At 72.9% G+C, this 19,310-nt stretch carries 12 protein-coding genes and 1 pseudogene; 7 read left to right on the top strand and 6 right to left on the bottom strand.

The genetic code is table 11. The annotated features are described in order from the left end of the window. The 3 genes from AB0M11_RS35410 to AB0M11_RS35420 form a co-directional block, all read left to right on the top strand. Positions 1-849: FAD-dependent oxidoreductase (locus AB0M11_RS35410; protein WP_365712259.1), on the top strand; the 849-nt coding region annotated here is incomplete at its 5' end. A gap of 18 nt (positions 850-867) precedes the next feature. Then, positions 868-2,088 carry a cytochrome P450 gene (locus tag AB0M11_RS35415; RefSeq protein ID WP_365712260.1) on the top strand — a complete coding sequence of 407 codons (1,221 nt, stop codon included), beginning with the start codon at positions 868-870 and terminating at the stop codon, positions 2,086-2,088. A 117-nt stretch (positions 2,089-2,205) separates the two neighbouring features. Next, positions 2,206-2,361 (top strand): DUF6131 family protein, encoded by a 156-nt coding sequence (locus AB0M11_RS35420; RefSeq protein ID WP_365712261.1) that lies wholly within the window; start codon positions 2,206-2,208, stop codon positions 2,359-2,361. A 589-nt stretch (positions 2,362-2,950) separates the two neighbouring features. On the opposite strand, the pseudogene AB0M11_RS35425 reads toward AB0M11_RS35420, so the two are convergent. Together AB0M11_RS35425 and AB0M11_RS35430 are read right to left on the bottom strand one after the other, a co-directional pair. Continuing rightward, positions 2,951-3,418 (bottom strand): annotated as a pseudogene (locus AB0M11_RS35425) (FUSC family protein); the annotation flags it as partial. 55 nt (positions 3,419-3,473) lie between these two features. Next, positions 3,474-4,247: a DUF4232 domain-containing protein gene (locus tag AB0M11_RS35430; RefSeq protein WP_365712262.1), complete on the bottom strand. Its 774-nt coding sequence runs from the start codon at positions 4,245-4,247 to the stop codon at positions 3,474-3,476. 187 nt (positions 4,248-4,434) lie between these two features. Between AB0M11_RS35430 and AB0M11_RS35435 the strand changes: the two genes are divergently transcribed. Next, positions 4,435-5,949: a helix-turn-helix domain-containing protein gene (locus AB0M11_RS35435; protein ID WP_365712263.1), complete on the top strand. Its 1,515-nt coding sequence runs from the start codon at positions 4,435-4,437 to the stop codon at positions 5,947-5,949. 157 nt (positions 5,950-6,106) lie between these two features. Further along, entirely contained in the window at positions 6,107-8,776 is a 2,670-nt protein-coding gene (locus tag AB0M11_RS35440) for a SpoIIE family protein phosphatase (RefSeq protein ID WP_365712264.1), read from the top strand. 103 nt (positions 8,777-8,879) lie between these two features. Here the strand turns inward: AB0M11_RS35440 and AB0M11_RS35445 are convergent, their stop codons facing one another. After that, positions 8,880-10,562 (bottom strand): SpoIIE family protein phosphatase, encoded by a 1,683-nt coding sequence (locus AB0M11_RS35445; RefSeq protein ID WP_365712265.1) that lies wholly within the window; start codon positions 10,560-10,562, stop codon positions 8,880-8,882. A gap of 103 nt (positions 10,563-10,665) precedes the next feature. Further along, positions 10,666-12,024, bottom strand: a complete 1,359-nt coding sequence (locus AB0M11_RS35450) for a phosphatase PAP2 family protein (protein WP_365712266.1) — start codon at positions 12,022-12,024, stop codon at positions 10,666-10,668. A gap of 245 nt (positions 12,025-12,269) precedes the next feature. Here AB0M11_RS35450 and AB0M11_RS35455 point away from each other — a divergent pair, with 245 nt between their 5' ends. Together AB0M11_RS35455 and AB0M11_RS35460 are read left to right on the top strand one after the other, a co-directional pair. Beyond that, the gene (locus tag AB0M11_RS35455) at positions 12,270-13,616 is read left to right on the top strand and encodes a S53 family peptidase (RefSeq protein ID WP_365712267.1); all 1,347 of its coding nucleotides are present in this window, start codon (positions 12,270-12,272) and stop codon (positions 13,614-13,616) included. A gap of 512 nt (positions 13,617-14,128) precedes the next feature. Continuing rightward, positions 14,129-15,265: a substrate-binding domain-containing protein gene (locus AB0M11_RS35460; RefSeq protein WP_365712268.1), complete on the top strand. Its 1,137-nt coding sequence runs from the start codon at positions 14,129-14,131 to the stop codon at positions 15,263-15,265. 19 nt (positions 15,266-15,284) lie between these two features. On the opposite strand, the gene AB0M11_RS35465 is transcribed toward AB0M11_RS35460, so the two are convergent. Beyond that, positions 15,285-16,565, bottom strand: coding sequence for a hypothetical protein (locus tag AB0M11_RS35465; protein ID WP_365712269.1), 1,281 nt, complete (start codon positions 16,563-16,565; stop codon positions 15,285-15,287). Positions 16,566-17,007: 442 nt separating this feature from the next. Next, complete coding sequence (locus tag AB0M11_RS35470) at positions 17,008-19,290, bottom strand: (Fe-S)-binding protein (RefSeq protein ID WP_365712270.1); 2,283 nt, start codon at positions 19,288-19,290, stop codon at positions 17,008-17,010. Between the last annotated feature and the right edge of the window lie 20 nt (positions 19,291-19,310).

The raw sequence follows: 19,310 nt of genomic DNA on the forward strand, positions 1-19,310 counted from the left end.
GCGGAACTGGCGCCGTATCCGCTGGTCGGTGCGCTGGGCGCGATGATCGGTGAGGTGGCGGCGGACCTGCAGCGCGCGCACGGGGTCGACCTGCGGTGCGGGGTGAAGGTCACCCGGCTGGAGGGTGACGCCCAGGGGCGGCTGCGCCGGGCCCACTTCGACGACGGCAGCACCCTGGACACCGACGTCGCCGTGGTCGCGCTCGGCGGCATCCGCAACACCGAATGGCTGCGGGGTTCCGGGCTCGCGGCCGGGGTCTGGGGCATCGCCTGCGACACGGGCTGCCGCGCGATGGACCTCAACGGCACCATCACCGACGACGTCTTCGTCGCCGGGGACGTGGCGCGCTGCCCGAACCCGGTCTACGAGTACCGGCTGATCTCGCTGGAGCACTGGGCCAACGCGGTGGAGCAGGCCGAGGTCGCCGCCCACAACATGGTCCACGGCCAGGCGGACCGCTGGCCCCACCTGTCGATCCCGCGGTTCTGGTCGATCCAGTTCGGTGTGAACATCAAGTCCGTCGGCGTGCCCACCTTCGCCGACGAGGTGGTGGTCACTCAGGGCTCGGTCTCCGACCACCGGTTCGTCGCCGCGTACGGCTACCAGGGCCGGGTCACCGCGGCGGTGACGTTCAACAACGCGAAGTGGCTGGACCACTACCGGCACCTGATCGAGACGGCCGCGCCCTTCCCACCGCCCTGCCCCACACCCGACCAGCCCGTCGACACGAAACCGGTGCCCGTCGACTTCCCCGGCCCCACCCTGCTCGCCCAGGGCGCCACCGTGGTCGTCACCGGACACGACCCGGGCGAGCGCCGCGTCACGGCCGCCCACCAGCACCACCGGTAGCCGGGAAAGGACAGTGAGATGACCACGACCGAGGCGCCCGACACCCTGCGCCGGATCCTCGACTACTCCTCCCGGTCCGACCCCTACCCGCTCTACGCCGAGCTGCGCAGGACGCCGGTCGCCCGGCAGGAGGACGGCAGTTACGTCATCAGCACGTACCGCGAGCTCGCGGAGATCCTGCACAACCCGCACCTGAGTTCCGACGTCCGCAACCTGGCGCATCCGACGCCCTCGTCCGAGGGGTCGGCCCCGCCGTCGTTCATCAACATGGATCCGCCCGAGCACGACCGGCTGCGGCGGATGGCGATGCGCCACTTCGGCCCCCCGCACACCCCCGGGCTGGTGACCGGCCTGGAACCCGCTCTGGCCGACACCGTCGGCGGGCTCATCGACGACTTCGCGGACAAGGAGCGGATCGACATCGTCGACGACCTCGCCTATCCGTTCCCGGTCGCGGTCATCTGCCACCTGCTCGGCGTGCCGCGCGAGGACGAACCGCGGTTCCGGGTGTGGGTCAACGACCTCATCAACTCGATCGACTACGACCCGAGGACCGACCCCCCGGAGAAACTGGACGCCGGCGTGCGGGCCCGCCAGGAGCTGCGCGAGTACCTCGGCGCACTGGTGGAACGACGCCACGGCCGCCCGAGCGACGACCTGCTCTCCCGGCTGGCCAACGACGACGGGCCCGACGGGCGGATGACCGACGAGGAGATCATCAGCACCGCCAACCTGCTGCTGATCGCCGGCCACGAGACCACCGTCAACCTCATCACCAACGGCATGCTCACCCTGCTGCGCCATCCCGAGGTGCTGCGACGGCTGCGCGACGAACCGGACCTGGTCGTGCCGCTGGTGGAGGAACTGCTGCGCTACGAGCCGCCGGTGCACATCATCCCCTGGCGGGCGGCGTACAGCGAGGTCACCGTCGGCGACATGGTCATCCCCAAGGGCTCGCGGATCCTGCTGATGCTGGCCTCGGGCAGCCGGGATCCGAACCGCTTCCACGAGCCGGACCGCTTCGACCCCGACCGGCGGGACAACCAGCACCTCGGCTTCGGCAGCGGCATCCACCTCTGCTTCGGCGGCCCGCTGGCCCGCCGCGAGGCCCAGATCGCGCTCGGCGAGCTGGCCCGCCGCCTCGACGAGCCCCGGCTCGTCGCCGACCCGCCCCCGTACCGCCGCAGCCCCGTCCTGCGCGGCCCGATCCATCTGCAGGTCGAACGGAACGGGGCCTAGGGCCCGGCCGCGGAGGCCGACGGCCGGCCCGGGACGCCGGTGGTCCGGCATGGAGTCGCCGCTCGGGGGAACCCGAGAGCACAAGAGAAGTCGTGGGACGCGGTAGGAGGTACCGTCATGATCGCCCTCGGCATCATTCTGCTCATCGTCGGGTTCGTCACGGGCATATCGATCCTGTGGACCATCGGCATCATCCTCGTCGTGATCGGGGCCATCTTCTGGATCCTCGGCTCGATGGGGCACGCGGTCGCCGGTCGGCGCCACTACTGGTGACCGTGCCCGCCGCCGGAGCCGCTTCCTCGCAGAGGCCGAGGATCCTGGCGAACGGCCTGCGCAGCACCACGGCCAGGGGCGCGCTGTCCTCCTCGGCGTAACGGGCCAGTCCGGCGCGCGCGTCGTCCGCGTCCGGGCGCGGATCCCGTCCCGCGAGGACCGCGTCCAGGGCGCGCCCGGTGGCCTCGGCGACCGGGACGAGGCGGGTCCTGGCCCGGGAGAGCGCGGCGGTGGCCCCGTCGCGGACGGTGAAGAACTCCGCCTCGGCGGCCAGCGTCAGCAGCTGGGGCACCGCCCGGACGACGCGGTCGATCCGGGCGGTCAGCTCGGCCACCTCGGCCCGCCTGCGCCGGCGCAGCGGATCGAACCGCATGGCCTGCTCCACCTCCCGCGCCCGTGCCCCGCAGCCGTGCAGCCGGTCCGCGTCCGCCAGCGCCGCCGCCCGGTTCGCGCGCACGCCGTCCGGCACCCCGATCGCCCGCGCGCCGCGGACCAGGGCCGTGGAGAGCCCGTCCGCGCACTCCCGCGCCAGCGCCTCGGTCACCCGGCGCGGGTCGCGCGGCCACAGCAGCGGGGCCACGACGGCGGTGACCGCGCCGCCCAGCGCGTTCTCCCACAACCGGGCGAACCCGTACGCGTCCGGCGACGGATTGGCGAAGACCAGCAGTGAGCTCACCGCGACCTGCACGTTCAGCGCCGTACCGGAACTGATGACGCTCCCGCAGAGCAGGGCGAGCGCCAGCACCGCGGCGAGGACGAGGGTGCTCGGCCGGAAGAGGCTGACCACGGTGACGCCGATGGCCACTCCGGCGATCACTCCGAGGATGCGCAGCAGCAGGGCGGCCAGCGAGGAGGCGGGATCGCCGCGGAGGGACAGCACCGGGACGATGGCTGCGAACACCGGCGGCTGAGCGGCACCGGCCCACAGCGCCGTCTGCCAGCACAGGACCGCCGTCACCAGGATCCTGGCCGCCGTCGGCCCCTGCAGCCGGAGCCTGCGGCGCACCTGCGGCCACGGGGAAGCACCCGTCACCCGCTCACCATAGGCACAGAACACGGACCGCCGCCCTCCGGTGACAGTCCGTGTCGTGACAGGCCGTGCCGTGCGGGCGTCACCAGTCGAGGGCGTCGTCCATCGACTGCTGCCAGTACGTGACCTTGAGGGAGTCGTCGACGTAGACGCCCTTCGCGGGCAGGGACGGGTGGGCGCCGGTGCCGACGCTCCCGTTGCCGGAGCGGCCCTGGAAGTAGACGGTCAGCGAGTCGACGGTGTGGCCGTGCGCGCCGCTGCCGTCGGTGGCGGACAGGCTCACCGAGGCGTAGCCGGACTCGCCCGGCGCGAGCGTGACGACCGCCTGCGGCTGCGAGTCCTTGATGACCGGGGGCACGGCCTGCGCATCGCCGAAGCGGACGGACGGGTAGTAGTACAGGTAGCAGGTCCGGCTGCCGGTGTTGGTCACCGTGAGGAGCATGTGGTTCACGGGCCGGTTGAGCGGGGCCGCGACCGTCCGGGTGGTGGAGGCGTCGCAGGTGACCGGCCGGTCGGCCGAGGTGGCCGCCTGCGGCGTGGCGGCGGCTCCGGCGGGCTTCGTCGCGGCCGGCTTCGCCGCGCCGGTCTTCGCCGTCTCGGTCCTCGTGGTGCCGGTCTTCGTGGTGCCGTTCTTCGTGACGGCGGCGGCGCGTCCGGTCTCCGGGGAGCCCGGGGAGGCGGTGCCGGCTCGGGAAGGCACCGCGGCGGGGGAGTGCGCGGCCGGGGCGCCGGTCGCCGCGACGCTCTCGGCGTGGACGCCCGTGCCGTCGCTGCACGCGGTCAGGGACAGCGCGGCGAGTACGACGGTGGTGGCGGCGCCGACGAGACGGGTGCGGGAGGTGCGGAGGACGGACATGGTGTGGTGCCCCTTCGGTGTTCGGGTGGCGGTGGTGATTGGATGACCGGAGCCTGCGCGGCGATCTGTCCCAACCGCCAGGCAGAGCTGGCAGTTGGGGACACTGGAACGCGGAAACGTGCTCTGGCCAGGGCGAACGTGGGGGCCCTGGAACGCGGAACTGGAACGCGAGGGGATGGGGAAACGGGTGGCAGGGGCAACAGGGGCCGACGCGGGGCAGGCGTTCGCGCTGCTGCTGCGGGAGCTCAAGGACCGCTCGGGACTCAGCTACGGGGCGCTTGCCAAGCGGCTGCACATGAGTACCTCGACGCTGCACCGCTACTGCAACGGCACCGCGGTGCCCGTCGAGTACGCGCCGGTGGAACGTCTCGCCCGGGTCTGCCGGGCGACCCCGCCGGAGCTCGTGGAGCTGCACCGGCGCTGGATCCTGGCGGACGCGGCACGAGGGAGCCGGGCGGAAGCCGGACCGGCGGACACCGCCGCCACGCCGGACCCGGAACCGACGGCACCCAAGGCACTCGGGGCACCGAAGGCACCGGAGGCACCACAGGCGCCGGGCGCACCCCACGCACTCGGGGCACCGAGGGCGCTGGAGGCACCGGAGGCACTGGAGGCGCCAGACGCACCCAAGGCGCCCAACGCACCAGGGACACCGCCCGCACCGGCCGCCGGTGCGGGTGGGCTCCCTGGCGGGGGCACCGAGGTGGATCCGGGCGCGGATCCCGGCGAGGGCGGGGAACCCGTCGTCCTCGACGTGCCGCGTGGGTCCGCGCCGCCGCGCCGTCGGCGCCGTACCGCGCTGATCGCCTCCGCCGCGACGGTCGCCGTGCTCGGGGCCGCCGTGCTCGCCGTAGGGCTGCCCTTCGGCGACGCGGGCGGCCGACGGGCGGCCGGCGACGTGGGCACCGCCCCGACCAGCGCCGCGCCCGGCGCCCGGCACCCGTCCGCCACCCCGGCCCCGAGCGCGAAGGAACACCGGCGGTCCGCGTCGGCCTCCGCCACCCCCGCCGGGTCCGCCCCGGCGTCGTCGGCCGGGTCCGCGGGCGCGCGGGACGACGGCCGGCGGACGGGCGGCGCCCAGGGCGCCGACGACACCGCAGCCGGCGCCGTCCCGCTGACGGTCCACACCCGCCCCTACGTCTACGACGACCCGTGCAGCCAGCACTTCCTCGTCGACAGCGAACCGGCACAGGTCGGCCCCCCGGCGAGCGAGCAGGACGCCCCGCGCTGGGCGGCGGCGTACGGGGCGGTGTCCTCGGGCGAGCAGGAGGTCGCCCTCACCGTCCAGGGCACCGGCGCCGAGACCGTCGTCCTGGAGGCGCTGCACGTCCGTGTCCTCAGCAAGGGCGCGCCGCTCGCCTGGAACGACTACTCGATGGGCGTCGGCTGCGGCGGTGGCGTCGGGACCAAGTCGTTCGGTGTCGACCTCGACGACGGCAGCCCCACGGTGACCGTCCAGAACGGCCAGCGCGACTTCCCGTACAAGGTCAGCGAGTCCGACCCGGAGGTCTTCTACGTCTTCGCCCGCACCAAGGCCCACGACGTCCGCTGGGATCTCACCCTGGACTGGTCCAGCGGGAACCGCCGCGGCACGGTCCGGGTCGACAACGCCGGCACCGCCTTCCGTACCAGCGCCGACGTCGGCCGTCCGGGCTACGACTACCCGCTGGGCGGCAGCGAGTGGATCGCGCGGGACAGCTGACCGGACCGGCGGAACCCGGCGGCCGTCCCGCGCGGGTGTCCGCCGTCGCCTGGCCCATGTGTCCCGGTCGCGTGCCGTGCGCGCCCGGACGCGGAGCGCGCGAGCGGCTGTCGGATGCGCCCCAGGGGGTGATGCAGGCGACCGGGTGTGGTGTTATATGGCCGGTATGCACCATATGCTCCGGCGGGTGCGTTCCTGGTACGGGGTGCGCAGCGTCGCCGGCCAGATGTTCCTGCTGCAGGTCGCAGTCGTCCTGGTCATCGTGGCGACGGCGGTCGTCGCCCTCCTCCTGCAGTCACGGTCCGACGCCGAGCGGGACGCCCGGAACCACACCGAGGCCGTGGCCGCGGCCGTCGCCTCCGATCCCACCGTGCGGCAGGCGCTCGCCGGTCCGCGTCCGAGCGCCGTGCTCCAACAGGTGACCGAGGAGGCCCGCAGGCGCTCGCACGTGGACTTCATCGTGGTGATGAGCCCCGCGGGCGTCCGCTACACCCATCCGAACCCCGCCCAGATCGGCCGGCACTACATCGGCAGCATCGCCAAGGCGCGCGACGGCGGCACCGTCACCGAGACGACGACCGGGACCCTGGGCTCCTCGGTCCGGACCGTCGTGCCCGTGACCACCCCCGAGGGCAAGGTCGTCGGGCTGGTCTCCGCGGGCATCGCCGTGCGCCAGGTGAGCATGGCGGCGGCGCGGCAGGTGCCGCTCGTCCTCGGCGGCACCGGGCTGGCGCTGACGGCCGCCACCGGCGGCACGGCCCTCGTCGGCAGGCGGCTGCGCCGCCAGACACGCGGCCTGGGGCCGGTGCAGATCACGCGCCTGTACGAGCATCACGACGCCGTGCTGCACTCGGTGCGCGAGGGTGTCCTGATCGTCGATCCGCACGGCCGGCTGCTGCTGGCCAACGACGAGGCACGGCGCCTGCTGGGGCTGGCGGCGGACGTGGAGGGCCGGCCCGTCACGGAGCTGCGCCTGGACGCACGGGCCGAGGACCTCCTCGTGTCGGGCCGGACGGCCACGGACGAGGTGATCGAGGTCGGCGGCCGGCTGCTGGCGGTCAGTCAGCGCCCCATGGACGGCCCGGCCGGGCCGGGCGGCACGGTCGCCACCCTGCGGGACACCACCGAACTCGTCGCGCTGACCGGCCGGATCGAGGTGGTCCAGGAACGGCTCAGGCTGCTGTACGACGCCGGACTGCGCATCGGCACCACGCTCGACGTGACCCGCACCGCCGAGGAACTCGCCGAGTTCGCCGTGCCCAGGTTCGCGGACTACGTCACCGTCGATCTGGCCGACACCGTGCTCAGCGGCGAGGAACCGGACGAGGTGACCGCGGTCCGGCTGCGCCGGGTCGCCCTGCACGGCGGCCGGGAGGGCGTTCCGCTGCGCCCCGCCGGTGAGGTCGTCCACTTCGACCCCGCCACCCCGCAGGCCGAGGGCTTCGGCTCCGGGCGGATGGTGCTGGAGCCCGACATGGCGGCCTTCTCCGGCTGGCAGGGCCAGGCCCCCGACGAGGCACGGCACCTGGTGGCGTACGGCATCCACTCCATGATCGTCGCCCCGCTGCGGGCCCGCGGCGCGAACCTCGGCGTGGTGTCCTTCTGGCGGTCCAGGGAGCCGGCCCCCTTCACCGCGGAGGACCTCTCGCTCGCGGAGGAGCTGGTCGCCCGCGCGGCGACCAGTGTCGACAACGCGCGCCGCTTCACCCGGGAGCGCGCCATGGCGGTCACCCTGCAGCGCAGTCTGCTGCCGCACGCCCTGCCGGAGCAGAACGCGGTCGACGTGGCGCACCGCTACGTCCCGGCCGGGCTCGGCGGCGTCGGCGGTGACTGGTTCGACGTGATACCGCTGCCCGGGGCCCGGGTGGCCATCGTGGTCGGCGACGTCGTGGGGCACGGCCTGCACGCCGCCGCGACCATGGGTCAACTGCGCACCGCCGTCCACAACTTCTCGACGCTCGACCTGCCGCCCGACGAACTCCTCTGGCACCTGGACGAGTTGGTGACCCGCATCGACCTGGACCGGGACGGCGACCACGGCACCCGCACGCTCACGGGCGCCACCTGCCTGTACGCGATCTACGACCCGGTCTCCCGGGTGTGCACCATGGCCAGGGCGGGCCACCTGGAACCCGTCATCGTGCCCCCGGACGGCGACGCCCACCTGCCCGGCGTGCCGGCCGGGCCGCCGCTGGGGCTGGGCGGGATGCCCTACGAGACGAGCGAGGTGCTGCTGGCGGAGGGCAGCGGCATCGTGCTCTACACCGACGGCCTGATCGAGGACCGGCGGGAGGACATCGACGAGGGCATCGAGCGGCTGCGCCGGGCCCTGGCGGTGGCGGGGCGCACGCCGGACCAGATGTGCCAGGCGGCCATGGACGCCATGGTGCCGGGGGCGTCCCGGGACGACGTGGCCCTGCTCGTCGCCCGCACCCGGGCGCTGGACGACCGGCACACCGCGTCCTGGACGGTGCCGTCCGACCCCTCGGCCGTCGCCGGTGTCCGGGCCGCGGCCACCGAGCTGATGGCGGCCTGGGGCCTGGAGGAGGAGGCCTTCACCCTGGAGCTGATCCTGAGCGAACTGGTCACCAACGCCATCCGGTACGCGGCCGGCCCGGTCGGGGTCCGCCTGATCCACGACCGCAGCCTCATCTGCGAGGTCTCCGACGGCTCCACGGTCTCCCCGCACCTGCGCCGGGCCGCCGGCACGGACGAGGGCGGCCGCGGGCTCTTCCTGGTCGCCCAGTTCGCCGACCGCTGGGGGACCCGCTACACCGCTGACGGCAAGGTCATCTGGACCGAGCAGTGGCTCGGCGCGACGCCGTGAACCGGCGGGCGGCCCGCGCCTGCCGCCCGCCCGGCAGGCCGCACGGCAGGCCGCACGGCCGCCCCTGGACCTCCCCGGACGGCGTGACCATGCTCGTGATCACCTATCCCGCGGCCTGACCCGCGAGCCGGACCGCCAGGAGGGCCACGTCGTCGTCGTTGTCCGGTGGGCGGGCGCGGGCCAGCAACTGGTCGGTGAAGGACTCCAGGGGGCGCTGGGCCAGCGCCGCGGCATGGCGGCGCAGCCGGTTCATGCCCTCGTCCAGGCCATGCCGGTGGGACTCCACGAGGCCGTCGGTGTAGAGGACCAGGGTCGCCCCGGGCGGCAGTTCCGCCGTCGCGTCCGGGCGCACGTGGTCGGGCGCCACGCCCAGCAGGATGCCGTGGCCCCCGGTCAGGTACCGGGCCACGCCCTCCCGGGTGACCAGCAGCGGGGGCGGGTGCCCGGCGTTGGTCCAGGACAGCTCGCAGCGGCCTGCGGCGTCCTCCGTCATGCGGGCCAGGACCAGGGTGGCGATGGACACCTCGGCGATCTCCCGGGTCGCCTGGTCGAGCCACTCCACGACCTTGCTGGGCGGTTTGCGCTGGGACAGGGCGTACGCGCGCAGCATGTTGCGCAGCTGGGCCATGCCGGCCGCCGCGTCCAGGTCGTGGCCGACCACGTCGCCGATGGCGAGCGCGAGGGCGCCGTCCGGCAGGGTGAACGCGTCGTACCAGTCGCCGCCGACCTCGGAGGCGTCCGGCGCGGGCAGGTAGCGGACGGTCATGTCACGGCCCGGTGTGTGCGGCAGCCTGGGCAGCAGGTGGCGCTGCATGGTCTCGGCGACCTTGCGCTGGCGCTGGTAGAGGCGGGCGTTCTCCAGAGCCAGGCTGGCCCGGCGGGCGATGTCCTCCAGCAGGGCGACCTCGCTCGCGGTGAACCGCTCCGGCTGGTCGGCGCGGCCCAGGGTGAGGGCCCCGAGCACCTGGTGCAGGCTGCGCAGCGGGACCAGGACCGCCGCGTGCATGCCGGTCGCCTCGAACAGGTTCCGCTGCTCCACCGCGATGCCGGAGTCGGGCGGCCCCTGGTAGGTCTCCGGACCGGCGAGGGAGGACGCGACGCCGCGCAGCGCGCGGGACAACGGCATCGGCGAGTCCTGCGGCACCGGCGGCATGGGCCCCTGGAGGTCGTCCCGGAACACCACCGTGCCGCGCTCGGCATGGGCGACGGCGAACCGCCACACCTCGCCCTGCTCCTGGATCAGGTCGATGACCGCCCAGTCGGCGAGGCGGGGCAGCACGAGCCGGACCAGGCGGCGCAGCGCCTCGTGGATGTCCAGGGTGGAGGTGAGCAGGGTCGTCGTCTCGGCGAGCAGCGCGAGCCGTTCCAGCTCGGAGAGCCGTCCGCCGGCCGGGGGCCGCTGGGCGGGGCGCCCGGAGCGTCCGGAGGAGTGGAAGAGGACGAGCGTGGCCGACGGGCTGAGGCCGATGTCGCACGGGGTGGACAGCCACGCCACCGGCAGCAGCGTCCCGTCCCCGCGCTCCAGCCACTCGTCGCAGCCCTGCTGGGTGCGGCCGGCGAGGATGCCCGCGCGGATCCGGCACTGGGCTCTGGGCACGGGCTCCCCGCGGCTGGTGCGGTGCAGCAGGTCGTGGGCGTCCTGGCCGACCAGCTCCGCGGCGGTGCGGGCCAGGAGCTGTTCGCCGCGCGTGTTGACCGCGACGATCGCCCCCCGCTCGTCCGCCAGACAGGCGCCCGTGCCGAGCGCGTTCAGCGCCCTGGCGACCGCGTCCCGGGCACCGCTCATGGCCTGCCTCCCTTCCCCCGGGAAGCCCCCACGCCCACTGCTGCCCGCCGGGTTCCCCCGGGGGACGCGCTGATGTGCACGGGCACGGTCCGGACCGGTCGGCTCAGACCAGCTCGGCCTGGGGTGCCGCCGGGGGGCGGCTCGGCTGCCGGCCGGGGTGGGGTTCCCAGCGGGTGACGACCCACAGGTAGTGGCCGATCACCGAGGCGGTCGCCAGGACGAGCAGCGGTCCCGCCACCCAGGGACGGTCGGCCATCTCCAGCGGCAACCAGCGGTATGCCACCAGGAGCGCGGCGAAGACCGCCGTACCGTGCGCGACCAGCCGGACGCCCGAGCGCTCCCAGCCGCGGTCGTGGGCGCGCAGGGCCGCCTCGACCGTGAGCGCGAACACCGCGCCGGCGAGGAGGTCCGCGCCGTAGTGATAGCCGAAGCCCAGCGTCGCGGTGACCGTGGCGACCAGCCAGAACGCACCGGCCCAGCGCAGTGCCCGCGGCCCCCTGCGGGAGTGCACGAAGATCGCGGTGGCCCACGCCGTGTGCAGGCTGGGCATGCAGTTGCGCGGCGTGAACCCGTCGTACCGGACCGGGTGCGGGGCGGTCACCGGCGGCACCGTGCGCGGCCAGAGGTCGGCCACCGGCCAGTGCCCCTGCGGCGCGTGCTCGGCCCAGAGGCTGACCGATGTCCAGTGATCGGCGCCGGTTCCGTAGGCGAAGACCGGTCCGACCACCGGGAAGAGCATGTAGACGGCCGGTCCGAGCAGGCCGATGACCAGGAAGGTGCGCACCAGGTGGTGGCGCGGGAAGCGGCGCTCGGCCGCCACGCCGCGCAGCTGGTACAGCGCGACGGCGACCGCGGCCACGGCGAGCTGGCCGTAGACGATGTCGAGGAGGTTGAAGCCGATCGGTCCGGTGGCCGTGACGAACCGGCCGACCAGCCAGGACGGGTTGCCCAGCGCGTGGTCGGCGGTGGCCACGTACTGGTCGAGGACCATCGGCCGGGTCTTCGAGGTGATGAGGAGCCAGGTGTCGCCGGTCTTGCGGCCGGTCACCAGCAGCAGGCCCAGCCCGGCGCCCTTGAGCAGCAGGGCGCGTTCCGGTCCGGTGCGGCGGGTCACGGCGAGCACCGCACAGCCGAGCAGCACCCACAGCGCGCCGTTGCCGAACGGCTGGCCGGGGGCCGCCGCGGTGCCCGACGCCCAGCGGACCGCCGCGAGGAGGAGGTCGATGCCGACCGCGGCGCCGAGGGCGACGAAGCGTTGCCGCCAGGGGAGCACCACCATCGTCAGGGCCAGGCCGGCGTAGAGCAGAAAGCCCGACTTGGGCGCGTACACCACCTCTCGGGCCTGGTTGGTGAGCGGTCCCGGCAGACCGTAGTGGCGTGCGGCGACCTCCAGCGCGACGAGGAACGCGAAGGCCGTGGCACCGGCCGCCACGGCCCAGGGTCTCAGTGGTGTGTGTCTCAAGGTCCGGCCGATGTGTGAGTTTCTACGGGTGAGTTGACGTCCTGTTCACCGAGGGAAGACGGAAAGACCGCGACCCGGGTTCCGGTTCTGCACTCGACAGCGTGACGTTAATGGCAGGACAACGCACGGTAAAGGGTTCGGCATCGTCGGTTCAACGCACTTGAACTGTGCATGACCCGTCGGGTGTGATGCGCGAAGACCACGTAGAGATCACTTCACGTGACTTTCGAATCCCAGGGGGATCCATGCACATAGCCCGCACCGGGCGGGGCGTCGCGGCTGCCACCTCCGTGGCCGCGCTCGCGGTCACCGCACTCGCGAACGCCGCCCCCGCCGCCGTACCGCACACCCTCGCGGTACCGGCCGTCGTCGGGCACACCCTGGCACACCATGTGAGCAGCCCGCTCTCCAACGCGCAGTGCCAGGCCAAGTGGCAGATCAACTGCTACACCCCGCTCCAGTACCGCACCGCGTACGACCTGAACGCCCTCTACCGCAAGGGCGTCACGGGCAAGGGGCGCACCATCGTCATCGTCGACTCGTACGGCTCGCCGACCGTGCAGCACGACCTCGACGTCTACAGCAAGCAGTTCGGGCTGCCCAGCACCAAGGTGAAGGTCGTCAAGTGGGGACACGTGCCCGCCTTCGACCCGAAGAACTCGGACATGACCGGCTGGGCGGGCGAGACCACCCTGGACGTCGAGATGGCGCACGCGGTGGCCCCCGCCGCGAAGATCGTCGTGGTCGAGACGGCGGTCTCCGAGACCGAGGGCACCACCGGTCTGCCGGAGATGATGGACGCCGAGAAGTACCTGATCGACCACAACGTCGGCGACGTCATCAGCCAGAGCTTCGGCGCCACCGAGAACACCTTCCCCGGCTTCGCCAAGGGCGACTTCTCCAGCATCAAGAAGCTGCGGTACGCCTTCCAGGACGCCGACCGCAAGCACGTCACCGTGCTCGCCGCCTCCGGTGACGGCGGCGCCACCGACCTCAAGGCGGACGGCAAGACGTACTACAACAAGCGGGTCAACTCCTGGCCGTCCTCGGACCCGTTGGTCACCTCGATCGGCGGCACCCAGCTCCACCTGAACGACAAGGGCGCCCGAATCAAGCCGGACAGCGTCTACAACGACTACGGCTCCGGCGGTGGCGGCCAGTCCCACGTGTTCACCAGGCCGTCCTTCCAGAACGGCGTGAAGAGCAAGGTCGGCACCCGCCGCGGCACCCCCGACATCTCGATGTCCGCCGCGGTCGACGGCGGCGCCTGGATCTACTCCAGCTTCGACCCGACCGCCACCGGCTGGGACGTCTCGGGCGGCACCAGCGAGGCCACCCCGCTCTTCTCGGGCATCGTCGCCCTCGCCGACCAGGCGGCCGGCCACCGGCTGGGCAACATCCAGAAGAGGCTGTACGACCTCTACAGCGCCCACTCCAAGCTGACCGGCATCGTCGACGTCAACGACGGCACGAACAACAGCTACCAGGGCGTGACCGGCTACAAGGCGGTCAACGGCTACGACCTCGCCACCGGCGTCGGCACCGTCGACGCCCTCCGCTTCGTCCCGGCCCTCGCCAAGCAGAAGCCCTGACGCTCCCCGCACCACAGCACCACAGCACCACGGACGGCCCGGGTCCCGCACCCGGGCCGTTTTCCGTCTCTGCCGCTGCGGGGTGTCCCCGCCACCGCCGGGCGGCGGCGTTGCCGGGTCGCGACGGCGAAGACGGCGAAGGCGCCCGGGGCGGCGAGATGCCGAGGGGGCCGAGGCGGCGAGGTGGCCGAGAGGCCGGGGCGGCGGAGGCGGCGAGGTGGCCGGGGGCGGAGGCGGCGCGGGTGCGGAGGGGTGGGCGTGGGGGGAGGTCTTCGTCAAGTGGCTCTCCGCTGCCGCCACTTCGGCCGCCCCGGGCCCACGGCGCGGCCAACTCCCGCCCTACCGACCTGACCTGGGGCGGCGTCGGGCCGCGCGCGAGGTCGGGACGCCACGTGACGCAGCTGTAACTGCCGCGCTGTCCATACGTCTTGACGTACCCCGGCGCACCGCGTTTGCTTCCCTTCACATCATCGGTCGCGCATGACCCTCCCCCCACTCGGAAGGCGCCTGATGTGAGCGTTCCCATCCTCCGCGGGATCCCCCTGCCCCGCCTCGTGACCACCCTGGCCGCCTCCGTGTCGGCGCTCTCGCTCACCGCGTGCGGCGTCGTCGACGGCATCGGCGGCGGCGACACCTCCGCGTCCCCGACGAAGGGCGACGACATCACCGTGGGGCTGCTCCTGCCCGACAAGGACACGGCCCGCTTCGAGGCCTTCGACCACCCCATCTTCGCGAAGGAGGTCGCCACCCTCACCCACGGCAAGGGCAAGGTCGACTACGCCAACGCCGAGGCGAGCGTGGCCACGCAGAGCCGGCAGTTCCGGCAGATGGTGTCCAGGAAGGTCGACATCATCGTGGTGGACGCGCTGGACGCCAAGGCCATCGCGCCGGACGTCCGGAAGGCGAAGGACGCCGGGATCCCCGTCATCGCCTACGACCGGCTCGCGCAGGGCCCGATCGACGCCTACGTCTCGCACGACAACGAACTGGTCGGTGAGGTCCAGGGCCGCGCCATCGTCGGCGCGCTCGGCAGCAAGGCCGCGACCAGCGAGGTCGTCATGATGAACGGCGACCCCGCCGACCCCAACACGGCGAGTTTCAAGGCGGGCGCCCTCGGCGAGCTCAAGGGCAAGGTCCGCATCGCCGAGGAGTACGACACCGACAAGTGGTCGCCCGCGGTCGCCGAGGCCAACATGAAGAAGGCGATCAAGGCCGTCGGCCTGACCGACATCGCCGCCGTCTACTCGGCCAACGACGGCATGGCCGGGGCCGTCATCGACGCCCTGAAGCAGGCGGGGGCCACCAGGATCCCCCCGGTCACCGGGCAGGACGCCAACCTGGACGCGGTGCAGCGGGTCGTGACCGGCGAGCAGTACATGACCGTGTACAAGTCGTTCCTGGACGAGGCCACCGACGCCGCGCAGATGGCGGTGTACAAGGTGCAGGGCCGCGACATCCAGTACGACGCGCTGGCCCAGGACAAGGTCGACAGCCCGACCGAGCAGGACATCCCCGCCACGCTCGTGCCGGTGGTCGCCCTCACCAAGGACAACATCAGGGACACGGTGATCCGGGACGGCGTCTACACCGTCGCCGACATCTGCACCCCGAAGTTCCGCTCGGCGTGCGCCGCGATCGGCCTCAAGTAGGGCCTCTCGCGCGGAGGGCTCACGGCGTCACCAGGAACTCCACCACGGCCAGCGCGAACAGCAGACACAGGGCGATCCCCACCACCACCCAGCCGGTGGGGTACGACCACAGCAGGTAGACGACCACCGCCGCGGCCACCAGGACCCAGGTGATCAGGGTGCGGTGCCGGCGTACGAAGGGGCCGACCGGCCCGGTGCGCAGCCCCGCGTGGTCGGCGGTGCCGCGTACCGCCCGGATCCCGGAGGTCCACAGGCCCCGGACCAGCCCGGCGTACCGGCCGGGTCCGCTGAGCCAGGCGGCCAGGGCGATGACGACGGCCAGCGCCACGACCACCCGCACGCCGGTCCGCAGGAAGTGGGTCAGCGCGTCGTACACGGCGGCCGCCGCGCCCGGGGAGACCCCCGCGGGCAGCCGGTCCAGGTAGAACACGCGGAACACACGCAGCCCGACGCCGAGCAGCCCGGTGGTGACGGCGACCGCGAGGCAGCCGGTCACCAGGGCCCGGCGCCGCCGGACCGCGAGCAGCACCCCGCCGGCGACCAGCAGCACGGCGAGCACGGGCAGCCAGTCCCCGGCGAGCTGGAGCAGCCGTACGTAGGTCTTGACCTTGCCGACCTGGTCGGACCTGACGAGGGTGAAGTCGGTGTGCACGGCGGGGATGTGCTGGGCGGGGGTCAGCCCGGCGGCGACGAGCCGCTGCTTGACCTGGTCCACGAGGGGGCCGATGTCGAGGGTGACGCTGTCGTCCGTCAGCCGCACCGCGCCGCCGCCGCTGCCGGTGAGGGCCTTGTCGAGGCTGCTGTGGATCCTGCGGTTGGCGTCGGTCCAGACGGTCCGGAACGCGTCGGAGGCGGCGACCTGACGCGCCTTGTCGTGGACGAAGCTGCGGACGGCGCCTTCGAGCGCGTCACCGATTCTGCCGCCCAGCGCCTGCTGCAGGCGGGGCCGGTCGGCGGGGGCCGCGTCGGCGAGCAGGGCGGGCAGGTCGAGGTGGCTCATGAGCGCGTCGGTGGCCCGGTTGGCCACGGCGTTCTGCACGTCGGCGTTGGAGGCGAGCGGGGCGACCGTGCTGACGTAGCGGTCGGTGTCGCCCACCTGGTCGGCCGCCCACGAGGCGACCACGGCGAGCGGGGCGAGCAGGCAGCCGACGAGGATCAGGACGACGGCGAGGACACTGCGCACGCGGTGCCGGGGCGGCCGGGCCCGTTCGCCCTCCAGGGCCGCGACCCGGGCCCGGAGCTCCCGGACGTCGTCGGACCGGTTCTCCCCGTCGTCCGCGTGCGCGCTGTCCTCGGTCACCCGTGCCTCCCGCTCGATCCGGTCCCCCTCCAGCCGAACCGCCGAAGCGCGCCCCCGCGACCAGGAAGCGGCCGTCCGGGTCATCCCGGCCCACCCCGCCGCCCGCCGAAAACCGGCCCGCCTGGACACCGGAGAACGGCGTGCCGGAGATCCGCCCTGCCGGAGAACCGCCGGGCCGCCGGGACATCGGACACCGCAGAACCGGCCCGCCGCCCCGCCGGAAAACCGGCCCTCCCGGCCGGACACCGGAGAACGGCCTGCCGGAGATCCGCCCTGCCGGACAACCGCGGGCCCGCCGGGGCACCGCGATACCGGACACCGCAGAACCGGCCCGCCGGGATGCCGGCCCGCAGGGACACCGGGACCCCGACACCCGAAAAAGGGGAGCGCCCCCGGCCCGCGTGGGGGCCGGGGGCGCTCCCCCGTGGGCGTGGTGCTCGGGCTACTTCACCGGCTCCGGCTCCGGCGTGTTCTCCGGCTCGGCCTCGCCCGCCGGGTCCACCGGGGTCTTCACCGAGTCGAGAAGCAGCTGGGCCACGTCCACCACCTGGATGGACTCCTTGGCCTTGCCATCGTTCTTCTTGCCGTTGACGGAGTCGGTGAGCATCACCAGGCAGAACGGGCAGGCGGTGGAGACGATGTCGGGGTTCACCGACAGGGCCTCGTCGACGCGCTCGTTGTTGATGCGCTTGCCGATCCGCTCCTCCATCCACATCCGCGCACCGCCGGCGCCGCAGCAGAAGCCGCGCTCCTTGTGGCGGTGCATCTCCTCGTTGCGCAGACCGGGCACGCTGGCGATGATCTCGCGCGGCGGCGTGTAGATCTTGTTGTGGCGGCCCAGGTAGCAGGGGTCGTGGTAGGTGATGATGCCCTCGACCGGCGTCACCGGGACCAGCTTGCCCTCGTCGACGAGGTGCTGGAGCAGCTGGGTGTGGTGGATGACCTCGTAGTCGCCGCCGAGCTGCGGGTACTCGTTGCCGATGGTGTTGAGGCAGTGCGGGCAGGTGGCGACGATCTTCTTCGCCGACTTCGGCTTCTTCGACTCCGCCGTGACCTTGCCGTCGTCGTCCAGCTCCTCGCCGAACGCCGTGTTCAGGGCCATGACGTTCTCCATGCCGAGCTCCTGGAACAGGGGCTCGTTGCCGAGGCGGCGGGCGGAGTCGCCGGTGCACTTCTCGTCGCCGCCCATGATCGCGAACTTGACGCCCGCGATGTGCAGGAGCTCCGCGAAGGCCTTGGTGGTCTTCTTGGCGCGGTCCTCCAGGGAGCCCGCGCAGCCGACCCAGTACAGGTACTCGACCTCGGTGAGGTCCTCGATGTCCTTGCCGACGACCGGGACCTCGAAGTCGACCTCCTTGAGCCACTCCAGGCGCTGCTTCTTCGCCAGGCCCCAGGGGTTGCCCTTCTTCTCCAGGTTCTTGAGCATCGTGCCCGCCTCGGACGGGAACGCGGACTCGATCATCACCTGGTAGCGGCGCATGTCGACGATGTGGTCGACGTGCTCGATGTCCACCGGGCACTGCTCGACGCAGGCGCCGCAGGTGGTGCAGGACCACAGGACGTCCGGGTCGATGACGCCGTTCTCCTCGGCGGTGCCGATCAGCGGCCGCTCGGCCTCGGCGAGGGCCGCCGCGGGGACGCCCTTGAGCTGCTCCTCGGAGCCCTTCTCCTCGCCCTCGGCGGTCTTGCCGCCGCCCGCGAGCAGGTACGGCGCCTTGGCGTGCGCGTGGTCCCGCAGCGACATGATCAGCAGCTTCGGAGAGAGCGGCTTGCCGGTGTTCCACGCCGGGCACTGCGACTGGCAGCGACCGCACTCGGTGCAGGTCGAGAAGTCGAGGAGGCCCTTCCAGGAGAACTGCTCCACCTGCGAGACGCCGAAGACGTCGTCCTCGCCCGGGTCGGTGAAGTCGATCGGCTTGCCGTTCGAGGTCATCGGCAGCAGCGCGCCCAGCGAGGTCCCGCCCTTGGCGTCGCGCTTGAACCAGATGTTCGGGAAGGCCAGGAAGCGGTGCCAGGCGACGCCCATGTCGGTCTTGAGCGAGACCGTGATCATCCAGATGAAGGAGGTCGCGATCTTGACCATGGCCGTGAGGTAGACCAGGTTCTGCAGCGTGCCGACGCTCGTGCCCCGGAAGGCGGCGACCAGGGGGTAGGAGGCGAAGTACGCGGCCTCGTAGCCGTGCACCCCGGCGAGGGCGCCCTCCAGGCCGCGCAGGGTCATGATGGCGACGCCGATGATGAGGATCACGGCCTCGACGAAGTAGGCCTGGCCGAAGTTCGAGCCGGCGAACCGGGACTTGCGGCCGGGCCGGCGGGGGTGGCTGAGCTGCCGGATGACGATGAGCGTGAGGATGCCGAGCGAGGTCATCGTGCCGATGAACTCGACGAACATCTCGTAGGGCAGCCAGTGGCCGATGACCGGCAGCGCCCAGTCGGCCTGGAACAGCTGGCCGAAGGCGTTGATCAGCGTCAGCACCAGGGAGAAGAAGCCGACGGCGACGAACCAGTGGGCAACGCCCACCACGCCCCACCGGTTCATCCGGGTGTGGCCGAGGAACTCCCTGATCACCGTGGCGGTGCGGGCGGTCCAGTCGTCGGTGCGGGTGCCCGCCGGGACGTCCTGGCCGAGCCGTACGAACCGGTAGATCTGCGCGATGGCGCGGCCGAACAGCGCGACGCCGACCACGGCGAGTACCAGCGACACGATGATCGCGGCGAGTTGCATGGGGGCTCCTCGGGCCTGCG

The sequence above is a fragment of the Streptomyces sp. NPDC051987 genome (assembly GCF_040680735.1).
Classification (GTDB): domain Bacteria; phylum Actinomycetota; class Actinomycetes; order Streptomycetales; family Streptomycetaceae; genus Streptomyces.

What these genes read in the sequence shown, in the direction of transcription:
- AB0M11_RS35415 (WP_365712260.1), top strand. Translation starts at nt 868, where the DNA reads ATGACCACGACCGAGGCGCCCGACACCCTGCGCCGGATCCTCGACTAC.
- AB0M11_RS35455 (WP_365712267.1), top strand. Translation starts at nt 12,270, where the DNA reads ATGCACATAGCCCGCACCGGGCGGGGCGTCGCGGCTGCCACCTCCGTG.
- AB0M11_RS35445 (WP_365712265.1), bottom strand. Translation starts at nt 10,562, where the DNA reads ATGAGCGGTGCCCGGGACGCGGTCGCCAGGGCGCTGAACGCGCTCGGC.
- AB0M11_RS35440 (WP_365712264.1), top strand. Translation starts at nt 6,107, where the DNA reads ATGGCCGGTATGCACCATATGCTCCGGCGGGTGCGTTCCTGGTACGGG.
- AB0M11_RS35420 (WP_365712261.1), top strand. Translation starts at nt 2,206, where the DNA reads ATGATCGCCCTCGGCATCATTCTGCTCATCGTCGGGTTCGTCACGGGC.
- AB0M11_RS35430 (WP_365712262.1), bottom strand. Translation starts at nt 4,247, where the DNA reads ATGTCCGTCCTCCGCACCTCCCGCACCCGTCTCGTCGGCGCCGCCACC.
- AB0M11_RS35470 (WP_365712270.1), bottom strand. Translation starts at nt 19,290, where the DNA reads ATGCAACTCGCCGCGATCATCGTGTCGCTGGTACTCGCCGTGGTCGGC.